Annotated in this window: 15 protein-coding genes; 1 reads left to right on the top strand and 14 read right to left on the bottom strand. The window is 59.3% G+C overall.

The genetic code is table 11. The features are described from left to right. Positions 1-3: 3 nt before the first annotated feature. From C3F42_RS07835 to C3F42_RS07825, 3 genes are read right to left on the bottom strand one after another with little or no spacing between them, the layout of a single operon-like run. Complete coding sequence (locus C3F42_RS07835) at positions 4-363, bottom strand: TIGR03745 family integrating conjugative element membrane protein (RefSeq protein ID WP_070414171.1); 360 nt, start codon at positions 361-363, stop codon at positions 4-6. Positions 364-380: 17 nt separating this feature from the next. Then, the gene (locus C3F42_RS07830) at positions 381-614 is read right to left on the bottom strand and encodes a TIGR03758 family integrating conjugative element protein (protein ID WP_070414172.1); all 234 of its coding nucleotides are present in this window, start codon (positions 612-614) and stop codon (positions 381-383) included. After that, entirely contained in the window at positions 611-991 is a 381-nt protein-coding gene (locus tag C3F42_RS07825) for an RAQPRD family integrative conjugative element protein (RefSeq protein ID WP_070414173.1), read from the bottom strand. The genes C3F42_RS07830 and C3F42_RS07825 overlap by 4 nt, the downstream gene beginning before the upstream one ends. Positions 992-1,189: 198 nt before the next feature. On the opposite strand from C3F42_RS07825, the gene C3F42_RS07820 reads away from it, so the two are divergent. Further along, the gene (locus C3F42_RS07820) at positions 1,190-2,170 is read left to right on the top strand and encodes a hypothetical protein (RefSeq protein ID WP_070414174.1); all 981 of its coding nucleotides are present in this window, start codon (positions 1,190-1,192) and stop codon (positions 2,168-2,170) included. Positions 2,171-2,183: 13 nt separating this feature from the next. On the opposite strand, the gene C3F42_RS07815 is transcribed toward C3F42_RS07820, so the two are convergent. The 11 genes from C3F42_RS07815 to C3F42_RS07765 all read right to left on the bottom strand — a co-directional run bounded on the left by C3F42_RS07815 (position 2,184) and on the right by C3F42_RS07765 (position 12,384). Then, positions 2,184-2,933, bottom strand: a complete 750-nt coding sequence (locus C3F42_RS07815) for a TIGR03747 family integrating conjugative element membrane protein (RefSeq protein WP_070414175.1) — start codon at positions 2,931-2,933, stop codon at positions 2,184-2,186. Then, positions 2,930-5,092 carry a type IV conjugative transfer system coupling protein TraD gene (traD, locus tag C3F42_RS07810; protein ID WP_070414176.1) on the bottom strand — a complete coding sequence of 721 codons (2,163 nt, stop codon included), beginning with the start codon at positions 5,090-5,092 and terminating at the stop codon, positions 2,930-2,932. Before traD ends, C3F42_RS07815 begins: the two co-directional genes overlap by 4 nt. 4 nt (positions 5,093-5,096) lie before the next feature. After that, the gene (locus tag C3F42_RS07805) at positions 5,097-5,648 is read right to left on the bottom strand and encodes an integrating conjugative element protein (RefSeq protein ID WP_070414177.1); all 552 of its coding nucleotides are present in this window, start codon (positions 5,646-5,648) and stop codon (positions 5,097-5,099) included. Beyond that, positions 5,645-6,235, bottom strand: a complete 591-nt coding sequence (locus C3F42_RS07800) for a transglycosylase SLT domain-containing protein (RefSeq protein WP_070414178.1) — start codon at positions 6,233-6,235, stop codon at positions 5,645-5,647. Before C3F42_RS07800 ends, C3F42_RS07805 begins: the two co-directional genes overlap by 4 nt. Beyond that, positions 6,217-6,936 carry a TIGR03759 family integrating conjugative element protein gene (locus C3F42_RS07795; RefSeq protein ID WP_070414179.1) on the bottom strand — a complete coding sequence of 240 codons (720 nt, stop codon included), beginning with the start codon at positions 6,934-6,936 and terminating at the stop codon, positions 6,217-6,219. Before C3F42_RS07795 ends, C3F42_RS07800 begins: the two co-directional genes overlap by 19 nt. 11 nt (positions 6,937-6,947) lie before the next feature. Beyond that, positions 6,948-7,610 (bottom strand): hypothetical protein, encoded by a 663-nt coding sequence (locus tag C3F42_RS07790; RefSeq protein ID WP_070414180.1) that lies wholly within the window; start codon positions 7,608-7,610, stop codon positions 6,948-6,950. Continuing rightward, entirely contained in the window at positions 7,607-8,182 is a 576-nt protein-coding gene (locus C3F42_RS07785) for a PilL N-terminal domain-containing protein (protein WP_070414181.1), read from the bottom strand. Before C3F42_RS07785 ends, C3F42_RS07790 begins: the two co-directional genes overlap by 4 nt. A 112-nt stretch (positions 8,183-8,294) precedes the next feature. Beyond that, positions 8,295-9,038, bottom strand: coding sequence for a hypothetical protein (locus C3F42_RS07780; protein ID WP_070414182.1), 744 nt, complete (start codon positions 9,036-9,038; stop codon positions 8,295-8,297). 256 nt (positions 9,039-9,294) lie between these two features. Further along, entirely contained in the window at positions 9,295-11,574 is a 2,280-nt protein-coding gene (locus tag C3F42_RS07775; RefSeq protein ID WP_070414183.1) for a DEAD/DEAH box helicase, read from the bottom strand. 102 nt (positions 11,575-11,676) lie between these two features. Next, positions 11,677-11,988, bottom strand: a complete 312-nt coding sequence (locus C3F42_RS07770; RefSeq protein WP_070414184.1) for a hypothetical protein — start codon at positions 11,986-11,988, stop codon at positions 11,677-11,679. A 90-nt stretch (positions 11,989-12,078) separates the two neighbouring features. Further along, positions 12,079-12,384: a hypothetical protein gene (locus tag C3F42_RS07765; protein WP_070414185.1), complete on the bottom strand. Its 306-nt coding sequence runs from the start codon at positions 12,382-12,384 to the stop codon at positions 12,079-12,081. Positions 12,385-12,419 lie beyond the last annotated feature (35 nt).

Genomic DNA, 12,419 nt, shown 5'->3' with positions numbered 1-12,419 from the left:
TCCTTACAGGATGCCGGTAGCTTCGGTGAGCAGCCAGATGCCGATCACGAGAAGTACCGCGCCGATGGCTACCGTGAGGCCAAATTGGCCCCAGGTCTTGCGGCCGGTGTGGATCTCGGCGTATGTGCCGTAGGCGTGATAGCAGACGCCGATGAACATGGAGGCGACCACGAGCAGCGCCACCAGCAGCACGATGTCGTAGCCGTAGTTTCGAATGGTCTGCATGATGCCATTGCCGGTGCCACGCGAGGGGTTCTCCAGTGTGGGCAGGCCCTGGGCAAACGACACTACAGGCAGCGTCAGCACGCCGAGGACGAGCGTCGAGCGCCGGAAGAATTGGGTGGGGGAACTGTTGGTCTTCATGATTGGCCCTTTCGAAGTCATGAGATAAGGAAAAACGTCAGCACGATGTACATGGCAAGAAAGCGCACGACGACGCCGAGGAATTGGCGCTGGTTGATTCGGCTTTCGGCCCAGCCCACATAGGCTGTACGGATCGCCCAGACCCCCCATAGCAGCAGCACCGCAAATACGGCCCCAATGAGCACGGTGGCCATCACTGCGGGCGTGAAACCGCTGTTGGCTTGAAATGCTGAGAGCTGAGCACCATTCATGGCTTGGGCTCGCTATCGATTGGATAACCGGAGGCTTCTTGTTCGGTGCGGTACTGGCCGGCCAACTCGGCGGGGTCTCGGGGTTGGGCACGAGGTGGCGTTAGGTAGTCTCGGAGACCGCTTCGCACGCGGGCTAGATCATTGCGTAGCCGGGTGTAGTCAAAGTGGTAGCGCTCGCCCGGCGTAAGCCTGGCGTTGGCAGCGCTGTGAGCTACGAGGTGTTCCAGAGTTTCAAGCTGGCGGGCAGCGGCGGCTAACTCCTGGCGCTGCGCCGGCGTGTCAGCGTTGGCGGCCAGGGGTAGTCCTGTCATCAGGAGGGTACTCAGCAGTAAGTAGGCGCCGCTGCGTGCAACGCCGGGACGGATTGGCAGCACCATCGCGCTATGTCCTAGTCAGATCAGCAATGGCGTGATCGTGGCGAGGCGCGCGTCCCTTGGCTGCAAACAATGCGAAATGCGGACTATCGGATTTGAGGTGCTAGGACGACACGATGGATAGATTGACCGGATCGTTTCCAGTTTCGCCGTCCGGACCGGGTGATAATCAACGGTGGGACTGAACTGAATGGGGTAAGTATGAGTTTTGTAGCGAAATCGCTCGCCCTCGATGGGCTGCTAGAAGAGTTTGATCTATTGATCGATAATTTTAGAAAATTAAGATTGAAGATTGGAAAAGGCGCAACGATTGAAACCACAAAATTGTGGGGCTATCGGAAAAAGCTGGACGACCTTGAGAAAATGGAAGAGATGGAGGTTGCAGCGCTCATTGGAATAGTCAACAAATATCGTTCGATCAATGCTCTATTCGATGTCGATAGTAAAATCATCGTCCCGCAACAGAAGTTGCTTGACTTGCTCGATGGGGGGCACACCCTTGCTGATGAGGATGAGAGATATAACGACGCATTCTTCGAGCTTGCCATGGCAATCAGATTCGCAGCAAGTATGGGTGACGGAGTGGAAATCGACCTCTCAACCGAATGCGATGTGGTCTTGTGTCGACAAAAAATAGCGATTGAGTGCAAGTACCTACACAGCGAAAAAAAATTCAGAAATGAGTTCTCCGATGCCATAAAACAGCTGGACAAACGCATACGCAACGGGCAGGCGGAAGTGGGGTATGTTGCATACGACCTGACTAATTTGGTTGACAAGGTCCGCATTTTTGAAATGGCGCGCTCTGTTTTTGATTCTTTCGTCGCTAACTACGAACGTCTAGAGCAGAGTCGAGGTGTATTTTCTCAAAGCATCAAGGAACAAGGTGTACTTCGTTCTATTCTCGTCAATCGAAACTTTCAAGCAATAATTAGCAACTTGACGTCCCACCATTTGGAGTCAGTTTTTTATAGCAACTTCAAAAAATCCGAGATGGAGAAGCTTGATTCTGAAAAGGTTGCCGTCATTTTTCAGTTGAGCCACTGCCTTATATTTGAATATGAAAATGAGGTTATTCCGGTGCCTGCCAGGGCTATGAATTACTACATCAACGATGGCCTTCCTGAGATACGCCAAGTAGAAATAAAGAAATTCATTCACTCCTTGGCTGTTGGGATCTAGAGTCGAGAGTCTGTCACAGGTACTTCTTGAAACTGCCCGCGGTGAGATTCATGGCTAGCCCAAGAAGAGCCGCACTCGGTAGCAGAATGATCAGCGGGTGAACCGAAACTGGTAAAGCCAGATAGATCACCCAAGGCAAGATTGCCAGTGGCATTAGCGAGGCTTTAGCGCGGTGGTAGAGAAAACCCGACTCCCGCCCTGCACCGAATTTGCGTACGTCGCGGCGAACCAATCCATCCACGAAGCCTACGAATGCCGCCGTTACGAACAAAGGCAGGGTCAGCACCAGCACAAGTAGACGAACTAGGTACGTGAGCGTCGTAAAGGCAGCGGCAATCAAGTAGCTTTCCGCCCACACGTAGGCCTGGCTGATGAAGTAGCGGAAGTCTCGTGTGGGGTGCTGACTGGGCGCGCGGGCGCGATCGGCCGTTTGCTCCATGCGCGCCAGCAGACCAGTGCGCACGAACATCAAGCGGTGGCCTGTATCCACGAGCTCATGCGCTGTGCGCGTGGGCTCCGTGACGATGGCGCTGCGAGTGAAGTGCCCAGACAGGTGGGTCAGCTCGTACTGCAACATAGCCTGAGAGTGACGCCAGCCCTGATCCTTCCAGAAGAAGTGCATCCCCACGCATTCGATCACGATCGAGATAAACAGCGAGCCAATCAAGACGCCGAACAGCCTGAACGGCGTGCTGATCAGGCCGACAAGCAGTCCTTCACGGCGAGTCTCTTGGCGCTTCGCGGTGCTGGCCGCATCACTCATGGCGACTGCTCGCTCCCTGCAGCTTCGGGCGGAATCGTGTCATCGGTCAGATCCTGCGGCAGACCTTCCTCCTGCAGGCCTGGTGATCCAGTGTTCTCCCACCACTGGGCTGCCTCGCTATAGCTCTGGCGCATATAGCCGGCTAACTGCTGTAGATCCTTGGGCATGACCTCATCAGGGTCGGGTGCCGGCAGCGGCATGCGGATCTTCCACAAGTTGCCACCTTGCAAGAGAGCAAAGCACTGCCCCTTGGGAAGTCCAACCACCTGCGATGGCTCGATCATCGGCACGCTGGACATACTGATGCGATCTTGGGTGTTCGATGTGAAGTCGGTGGCACCGCGGATGTCTGAACTGTCGGTGGCACCGCTGACGATGGTTGTGGAGTAAACCTCCACCTTCGGCAACTGGCGGGTCAGCAGTTCAGCAGTGGCCGTCTCCCGCACGCGCAGCATGAACAGGTTGTTGAAGTTGCCCACAACCTGGCCAGCCTTGGCACGATTGCCAATGCGCGCCTCGATGTCGCTCAGTGTCTGTGTGTATGCGGTGACCTGAATACCGGCACCACCGCCCTTGTTGACCATGGGGATGAATTCGTCGCCCATCAACTCGTTGAATTCGTCTGCATGGACATTGATAGGGACCTTCGCTCCCGGATCTGCGTCTGGCAAGCCATCATCGACGCCAAATTTGTAGATGTGACCTGCCACCGAGACCATGTCGGAGAACATCGAGTTTCCCACTGCGGCAGCAACCTCCGCATCCGACAAGGCATCCAGACCGACATAAACGACTGCGCGCTTGCGGATGATCTGCATCCAGTCGAAGATCGGACGCGGATCTTCGAGATCGGAATAGTTCGGCGCCAGCAATTGAGCGATCTTGCCGCTGGTCAGCTTTTCCAGCAGCGGCAACAATGACGCAACAATTTTGTCGAAATAGGTCTTGTCATAGCGCACCGCGCTGCGCAGTCCGTCCAGAACCGGATCGTAGTTGCGCACCTGACTCAGATACTGCTCTAAGGCCACTACACGCTTCTCACGGCCAATCATGTTGCGTGGAATATTCTTGTCGTTCAGGCGACCCTCAAGTTGGACGATAATCTCCCAAGCCTTGGGCTCGTGCTTGGCGAAGTAGTGCTGTGCGTACTCGATGAACAAGGCATCAATATTGATGACGTGTCGCTGGATCAGTAGGTAGTCGGGGCGCTGGCCCAACTCGATGAGTGCTCTGGCAATGATGTTTACGAAACGCCATGCGAATTCTCGGAAGGCGGCGCTGTTGCCTTCGCCCGAGAGTTGCCCTGCGATTCGAGTAGCAACTTCGGAGATGCGCCCGAAACGTCCCACTGCGTTGTAGCGCGAGCTGATCTCGGGCCAGCCTAGGTGGAAGAGGTAAAACTCACCTTCGCGCCCAGCCCGCTTAGCTTCCACGTACATGCGTTTGAGTAGATCGGCATCGCCTTTTGGGTCGAAGACGATAACCACCTCATGTTCACCGGCAGCGCTCTTTCGCCGTATGTCCTGGGTGATGAATAGCTCGGCCAACCGCGTCTTGCCGACGCGGGTGGTTCCCAGCACCAGCGAGTGACCAACACGCTCGCCAAGCGGCAAGCTGACGTCGACCTCATCTGGCTCAATGCCGTGTAGGCGCGGTAACCCGCCAACCGGTGGCAATGGGCGAAAAGGATTGAGCGGGATGTCCCAGGCAGTGAGCCTGACCAAACGCGAGAGCGGGAACGGCGCAAACTCCAGGCGCTCTTCCAAACGGCGGACCATCATGTAGGCTGGCGTGGGTTCGACATGGCGTCGGAACTCCGGACGATAGGTTTGCATCAGCCGGTGCGTGTGCTTCTGCTCCCAGAGAAAGCCTCTGCCTATAAACAACCGCTGCTGGCTGACTGGTACGTTGCGGCTGATCATCACGTAGCGGGGAAGGCGTCGGATGTTGCGGCGGTATCGGAGGATCGCGTGGGCCTGTCTCAGGCGGAGCGCGCCGAAGGTCAGAAATGCCAGCGCACTGCCAATCCCCATTGCCGGACTTAGCGCGAGCGACCACGGGGCCACCAAAGACAGAAATGCGGCGCCGGCGCAAGCCGCCACGGTGTAAAGCTCCACCGCTGGGCGCAGCAGGACTTCGACAGGCTGGGTCTGGCCCATGGCGTCATTGCTCGATGCCTGTGCTGGTGATCAGCACAGGGTAGTTCCGAACGCCAAGCCGGTCAGCCAGATCGTCGGCAGCTACCGGTGCGAGCTGGATACCGGGCGCGAGAGCCCGCAGACGGGCTAGCCCTTGCATCGAATCTACATTGACCACGAGACCCACGGCGTTGCGCTCACGCAGGGAGACTGCATGGCGGCGCAACCAGGCATGTGAAGCTTCATCATCTCCGATCAAGAAGAACGGCTGCAGCCCTGGTGCCTCGATGACACGGCGAATGACCGTGCCTGGAGTCAACTTGGTACTGCGCACCGGCAGCATGTTCGCTTCACCGTCAGCCTTTGATGGTGGCACGGGCATTGCCATGAGAGGCTTTGGCGTACCCGGCGTACCCGGCGTACGCGGCAGCAGGTTGAGTGCCTCGTAGTAAGGCAGCGCCGACGTGCCACCAAGGTCTTGGACAACGACCAAAGGCTTGGCCGCATGTAATGGGGTAGCCACTACGGTCAGCAGAACGACCAGCCCGTGTGCGGCCGAGAGGTGGGAGAGCTTCATGGTGGGGTCTCCTTGCGGACATCAGATGTTGCGCGTGACGAGGCTTGCACGCGCTCCAGATGCTGGGCGACGCTGCGCCGGTAGCGGGCGGCAGGCGCACCACCGGCCGGTCTGTGGTAACGACCAATTGCCAGTAGCCAGTCCTCGCCCGGTGTGTGCTGCTCACGCAAGATCTGCGCGGCGATCGCCAAATTGACGTAAGGATCGAGCAAATCGCAAGGGTGGCCATAGCGGTGCTTCTGATAACCAAGATTGATCTGGCCCAGGCCTGCGTCCACGCGTGTTGGCGGAGCTTGGCGCAAGGCCAGTTGCAGGCCTGCGCATGCTTCGACACGGGTGGCGAACCGCTGAGACTCGCCCGCGACGTTCAGGGACCAGGGCCAGGGTACAACGCGTCCATTGCGGCGCATGCCGCTTTCCTGTAGCGCGACGGCGTACAGCACAGCGGAGGGAATTTCAGCCTGCCTGGCGGCCAATTGGTAGGCCGGCGGCGGAATCTCTTGGGCCAAGGCGGTCTCGCTGATCACCCCACTGACCAGCCAGAGCATCAGGGCTTGCCGGGCCAGACCTAGGGCTGCCGTTGCCATTGGCCATTTACCTGCCGCACGACAGCGGGCAGCTCACCTGGCAGCCCAAGGGCCAACCAGCGACCCGCATCGTGATTGAGGGTGATCGTGCGGGCACGAACGCGGGATGGGTCGATCTTGGTCCGGCGTGCCCAGTCGCGAATGCGGGCATCGTCGGCGCGGCTACCTACAACGTATACGTCGAATGCCGAGCCTGACGCTTGCAGCCGCTCGATGGCCTGGTCACAAGGGGCGCAGTTGTCGCGCACGAAAACGGCGGTGCGTCCGCTTCCCTGAACTGAGGCGTTAGTTTGACGCGGGCCAGCGTCTGGCAGGTTGACGCGCTGGGCATTGGGCTGCAACCGTTGCCAAGCTTCGTCATAAGCGCGCTGGTAGGCCAGTAGTTTTTCTACGCGGCGTGCTTCAGCTTGGACCTGAAGCTCGGCATAGCGCCGTCTCTCCTCGTCGGAACGTGCTTCTGTTCCAAGGGCGGAAAGGGGATCCAGATTGGGCGAGTAAATGCCAAGCGGACCGGCCATCAGCTCCCGGTAGCGCGTCCACTCTTCCCGGAGCAGCCCCCAGTCTCGGGCCAACTTGTTGTCCTGACTGTGCTCGATCTGGCTCTGGGTAATATGCGACGGTGTGGCCGGTGTTTGCTGTGCCCAGGATGGTCCGTTAAGGGCTGCCAGAAGCATTGCGGTGAGCAGGAGTGGCTGCTTCATGGGATGGTCCCTCAGGGAATGGCCACGCGACGGGTCTGCTCCCCGGCACGAAACACGGCAGTGTTTCGGTCGATATCTTGCAGACGCCAATGGCCGATGCTTTCGCCAGGCAGTAGCACCTGGATTTGAGAAGCGGAGAGATCGCCACTTACCGGTGCGATCGATACCGTGTGCTGGCCTGCACGCAGTTCTGAGCCAATCAACCGAAATGGCATGGGAGCCTCCGCTGGCTTTACTACCGCCTGCTGCACGGGATGGGGCTTGCTCGCTACGGTGCTGCTGCGTACTGTTGCTTGGCGCGATTTGATTTGTTCCAGATCCGCCCGCAGTACAACCAGATCCTCTTGGCTGGCAAGCGTGACCAATGCCTGGTCCAGAGAATCAGCGCGGGATTTCAATGACTGGTGCACCTCCTGTAGTGCCGTAGCGGTCGCCGGCGCAGGTCGCTCTTGCAGAGCACGATTGGCCTGCACAATCTCACCCACGCGTGACTCCAGTGCTTGCAGACGCTGCACGGAGCTATCGAGCTGAGACTGTCCAGCAAGCTCACTGGTTATCTGGAGCGCGACCAATACCAACGCCGTCAGGCCCACAAGCCACGCCCACAGCAAGATGTGGGCGAGAGATGGGGCGCGCGATGACTTCGCCGCGGGAAGGGGGTGTGATGTGGTCATGGCTGGGAACCCTCTTCAACCTGGATAGGCGGGATTGCCCCGGTGGCCGGTAGTTCTTCGATGGGTAGAGCCCCCTGGGCTCTTGGCTGGACGAAACACACCTGCCGTGAGCGGTCATCCACTTCCAGATCCCAGGCCGGCCCGATAAGGGTGAGCAGCGCGTCACGCAGCGTCATGGGGCCCAACTGCAGATGGGCGGCGGGCATTGGGAGCGAATACAGCTGGATGACCGCGTGTGCCGTCTCGCACATCTGGTAGCCGCTGCGTTTGAGGACGTGGCGCAGACCATCGCCTACGCTGGCTCTGGCCTCTTCCGGCATCCGCACGTCAATCACCTGCTGAAGCAGGTCACGCTGCGCTGTGGGTGGCGCCAGTTCGACGAGGGTGTAGCGGCCGTAGCGCACCACCGGAACGAACTCCGGCTCCAGTTGCACGTGGGCAGAGATCGCCGCTTCGTTCGGAAGCGACTCGATGACAGCAGGTGCTGACGCGGTGGCGCAGCCGCCAAGCAGTGTGGCGATGCTCAACAAGCCACACGCGACCGCGCGGGGGACGAGACTGATTGTTTGCATGGATCGGCTTCCTGTTGCAGTAAGCCGATACCTTCGCCGGGCACCTCGACCCAGTCAGCAAAGAATGCGCAATGGCGCGCGTCCAGTTTTTCCGGGATGCCGGTCGGCTACCTCAGGCAGCCGACCCGGAGGTGGGCTTGCTGGAGCTCGTTACGCTGGGATCTGCGTACGACTCCTTCTTGACCCGTTCCCATTCGTCCTTGAGGATCTTCTGAGACTTGGCGATCAGCTGTTGCTTGATCGTTCCGAAGACCTTCTGAATGTCTGCAGGCGGAAGCGAACTCGCGGTACGTTGGAACAGGATGGTGGATGTTTCCAGCTTCTTCATGAGGTTTTTTAGTTCCTGGTGATCCACTTCTGTCATATTCAATCGCAACTCGATACGCAACTGCAGTTCCAAGGCTTCCAGGCGCATTTCGGCGATAGGCTGCTTGAACGCGTTGAGCGCTTGGTCGGAGATCTCTTCGGTCCGGGGTTCGCTCACGATGGCATCCCACCGATAAGAGATCTCCTGCCATAGCGACAGATATCTGGCGATGTCTTTTCGCAACTCGTCAATCCAGATCTGCCGCTTTGCAGAGACGTTGGCGTTTGCGATTCGACGCGATGCGAGTTCCTGCATGGACAGTTGTTCGCTCAGTGCTTGCTTCTGCTGAAGCTCTAGCTGAGCGGCCAACCTTAGCTGTGTCTTACGCTGCGAGCGAGCTACCAGCATTTGCGTGAACGAGGCGACAAGAGCGGCAAAAACGGACACAACGACGGCAGCGCCCGCGATCCAAACCTTGTTGATGAACTCGGTGTTTTGCATCGCATCGTGCACGATTCTCTGGATCGCGGCGACATCATCTGGACTCATCTTCTTTTCCTACGATATGAACGTTTTTCTAATCCGAGACAGCGCTTGGCCTAAGCAGCAGTCCAGCGGCTCCCAGCGCGTTGTCAGTGATGCCGTACTCAACTTGTTCGTGATCATCACCTTGGTAATCACAGCAGATTGCCTTCTGCGAGTAACCTAATCGACTCATTTTACCTATCGCCGACAGGGTTAAGTGATTAGGAGATTCGTGCACGAAAAAATGCCGGCACCCGAGGGTGCCGGCATGCAAAGACCATCAAGCACCAACAAGCTGTCTGGCCAAGGCGACCTCTATCGAGTCGCCGTCTTGGTTGAGCACGTCGAGCCCGGATTCCGGGACATCGCCCGATGTGCTTTGAGACACCAGGATCTTCTTGGCCATTAACGCCAAACACGTCATCTGCGACGTGGCCGCATACCCCAGGTAGATCACCCGCACGTGCAGCTTCTGGCCAATGCGCCACGAACGGCGTGCGGCCTGCTGCAACGTGTAGATGTTCCAGCCCGACTGCATGAACACAATCGTGGGGAATTCCAGCAGATCCAGCCCCGTCTTGACGAGCTCAGGGTTGGTGATGAGGACATCGATCCCGCGGTCGAGCTGCTCGGCAATCCAGTCTTCACGGCGGCTCGCATCCACGCTCGCGCGAAGCACGGCCACCTTGAAGCCTTCTTGCTCCAGCAGTCCCTTCAAGCGCGACGTGGTGTCGCGCGTGCCGGTGTAGACCGAATAGACCAGGGTCTTGCGACCCGCTGCCTTCTCCTCGCGGCAGATGTCGATCAGCTCACGCTCTTTCGGCATGAGCTCCAGCTCGTTGAACTGAGCCGGTGTGAACGCCAGAACCTGGCGCGTGCGTGGGTGACGCACGGTTTCTGCGCGGAAGCAGCAGTCGGACCAGGCCAACAGCACGTTGAGCACCACACCCAACAAGGTGGTATCCCGCTTGCGCAGGGCCTCCTTGAGTTCCGCGGTCAGGCGCGTGGCCAGGTCGCGGTAGGCGTGGGCCTGTTCGGCATCCATCGCGATTTCCCGGAACTCCTCGTCATACGGCGGCAGCATGCCCCCGATGTCGCGCAGCTTCAGGAAGATCGTGTAAGGCAGGACGCAGCGCAGGACACCTTTCGGGCCAAAGCCCGGTGCCTTTACCGTTCGGACTGTGATCTTCGAGCCCTTGGCGGTCTTGTGGGCCGGCCCGTCGCTCTCGGAGTAAATGTCCTTCAGGACGCCGTGGTCCCGCATGAACGCCATGGCGGCCGCGTTCATGCTGCCGCTGCTGCTGGGACGATAGCCGTCCTCGATCATGCGCTTGGGCAAAGCCCGGAACAGCAGATGAAATAGGTCGTCTGCATAGCCCCCCATGAGGGTGCCTGTGAGCAGCACGGTCTTGCGGACCTTGGCTGCAATGACGCCCATCGCCTGGCCCTGCGCGGAGCCCCCCGTCTTGTACTCATGTGCCTCGTCGGCGATGAGCAGGTCGAAGGTGCCCTGCGGGAGATAGCGTTTGACGTATTCGGAGGCCTGGTAGCCCCCTTCGCCGAAGCCAAACTCCATGCTGGACATCGCGCGTTCCATGCGCTGTGCCTGACGATCGGAAAAGACCAGTTCACCCCGGTCGTCCATCAGGTTGATGAAGTTGTGGAGGTTGTCGCCGAGCATCGAGGCCAGGAAGCCATCTCCGAACGTCTTCATCAGCTTCTGCGCAGTGGCTTCGCCGATCGTCGGGATACGCTTCAAGGCCCGCAGCACGGCCGAGGACTGATCACTGCCGGACAGGGTTCGCGGGCGAACCAGTGTCCACATAGCGGTGTCGCAGACGCCGCACCTGCGGCGGACTTCCTCCGCCTCCAGCTCCAGAGCATTGATCGGTTCGCCGTCCAGGTTGTTGACGACCGTCCCGCAGTGCGGGCAGGCCCCCATGACGCCGTACCGGGTGTGCTTGCGCGTGAATGAAGGCCTCCAATGGAAGCCCATGCGCATGCGCACCCTGCCGATGATGAAAAACTCCTGGCCAACTGCCGGCACACCCAACTGCTCGCGCAATTTGATGAGCTTGAGCAGCGTGTCAGGGCCGTTGAGCACCCAGACCTTCGCGCCTGCGACAGTTTCAAGAATCTCGCGTCGCCACTTGTAGACAAGGTGTGGCGGACTGAGGACGAGTGTGCGGCGATAGCCTTCGGCGTGGAGAACGGCCGCCAGCGCGATGCCGACGGTGGTTTTGCCCGTGCCCATTTCGCCATTGACGATCGCCGCCCGCTCGCTATGGTTGGCGAGCAGCTCGGCGGCGGCATGGACGACTTCGGCCTGGGCAGGGAACAGCTTGCGCTTGAGACCGGCCAGCACGAGCTGACGGGGGGCGCGCGGCGTACCGCTGTAGACGGGTGGATTGGCCCGGTTGAGCGAGTCCAGCAATTCGTCGCCGAACTCGGCGACGAAGTCTTGCAGGCTCAGGGAGAGCTCGCTGGATGCGGGATCGAAAAGGTCGCCAGTCGTGGGCGAGGTGGCTGCGGCGGGCGCCGCTTCGAGTTGCATGGTCATGGTGATGCTCCAAATGAAAAGGGGCACGCACCGTCCCTGAGGGCCGATGAATGCCCCAGGGGGATGAAAACGAAGTTGCGACCTATGGCCGCCGTGGTTGGTTCAGTACTCGCTGGGCAGCAGCAGCGTGGTGACGCTGCGATCCCACTCGGTGATGACCCAGATCTTCAGTTCGGCGGTGACCTGGTAGGAAGAGAACAGGCGATCTTCACCCGATTGCAGCGCGGCGTCGTTCTGTTGCCGGTCGCTGTCATCGAGATCGCCCCAGTCACCGCTGAGATGGCGGCGCAGGTACGGGGTGGGATTGAGCCGACCCTGGCGGATCAGCGCATCCACGCCTGAGGTCACGACCATCTGGCCGGGGTTGAAACGCCGCGTGGGACTGGCGCTGAGGAAAACTGCTTCGGTTGCCATGGGGCCTCCTGGATAGGGAAAGCGGGGCCATGGCGCCCCATCGGGGCGACATGGCCCCAGTGGGTTGATGAATGGTGCGGGTCTACCGAGTCAGTTCTCGGAAGCCAGCACGATGTGGGTGGCACTGCGATCCGCTTCGGTGAAGATGCGGATGCGCTGGCCGTTGGTTGCAACATAGAACGATTCGAGCTTGACCTCGGATTGGATTCCCGCGATGTTCGCTTCCCATTGGTCAGCGGGGACATCACCCCAATCGCCGCGTGCGTGACGCCGCAGGAACTGGAACGGTTCTTCGGTGCCGGCACGAATCAGGCGGTCAACGCCTTCGCTGATGATCAGCGCCCCGATGGGGAACTGCAGTTGGTGGATGTAGGTGTCAATCCTGATCGACGCCATCGATAGTCCTCCTTGCTGATTTCATTGGGCCACAG

It is taken from the genome of Pseudomonas sp. PONIH3 (assembly GCF_002934345.1).
In the GTDB taxonomy this organism is placed as follows: domain Bacteria; phylum Pseudomonadota; class Gammaproteobacteria; order Pseudomonadales; family Pseudomonadaceae; genus Aquipseudomonas; species Aquipseudomonas soli.
This window is presented reverse-complemented; position numbering and strand designations above follow the sequence as displayed.

Bases quoted from the DNA above. Each gene is read 5' to 3' on its own strand.
- C3F42_RS07815 (WP_070414175.1), bottom strand. From the start codon at position 2,933: ATGAGTGATGCGGCCAGCACCGCGAAGCGCCAAGAGACTCGCCGTGAA.
- C3F42_RS07805 (WP_070414177.1), bottom strand. From the start codon at position 5,648: ATGAAGCTCTCCCACCTCTCGGCCGCACACGGGCTGGTCGTTCTGCTG.
- C3F42_RS07775 (WP_070414183.1), bottom strand. From the start codon at position 11,574: ATGACCATGCAACTCGAAGCGGCGCCCGCCGCAGCCACCTCGCCCACG.
- C3F42_RS07835 (WP_070414171.1), bottom strand. From the start codon at position 363: ATGAAGACCAACAGTTCCCCCACCCAATTCTTCCGGCGCTCGACGCTC.
- C3F42_RS07825 (WP_070414173.1), bottom strand. From the start codon at position 991: ATGGTGCTGCCAATCCGTCCCGGCGTTGCACGCAGCGGCGCCTACTTA.
- C3F42_RS07830 (WP_070414172.1), bottom strand. From the start codon at position 614: ATGAATGGTGCTCAGCTCTCAGCATTTCAAGCCAACAGCGGTTTCACG.
- C3F42_RS07785 (WP_070414181.1), bottom strand. From the start codon at position 8,182: ATGCAAACAATCAGTCTCGTCCCCCGCGCGGTCGCGTGTGGCTTGTTG.
- C3F42_RS07790 (WP_070414180.1), bottom strand. From the start codon at position 7,610: ATGACCACATCACACCCCCTTCCCGCGGCGAAGTCATCGCGCGCCCCA.
- C3F42_RS07800 (WP_070414178.1), bottom strand. From the start codon at position 6,235: ATGGCAACGGCAGCCCTAGGTCTGGCCCGGCAAGCCCTGATGCTCTGG.
- C3F42_RS07780 (WP_070414182.1), bottom strand. From the start codon at position 9,038: ATGAGTCCAGATGATGTCGCCGCGATCCAGAGAATCGTGCACGATGCG.
- C3F42_RS07765 (WP_070414185.1), bottom strand. From the start codon at position 12,384: ATGGCGTCGATCAGGATTGACACCTACATCCACCAACTGCAGTTCCCC.
- C3F42_RS07770 (WP_070414184.1), bottom strand. From the start codon at position 11,988: ATGGCAACCGAAGCAGTTTTCCTCAGCGCCAGTCCCACGCGGCGTTTC.
- C3F42_RS07795 (WP_070414179.1), bottom strand. From the start codon at position 6,936: ATGAAGCAGCCACTCCTGCTCACCGCAATGCTTCTGGCAGCCCTTAAC.
- C3F42_RS07820 (WP_070414174.1), top strand. From the start codon at position 1,190: ATGAGTTTTGTAGCGAAATCGCTCGCCCTCGATGGGCTGCTAGAAGAG.
- traD (WP_070414176.1), bottom strand. From the start codon at position 5,092: ATGGGCCAGACCCAGCCTGTCGAAGTCCTGCTGCGCCCAGCGGTGGAG.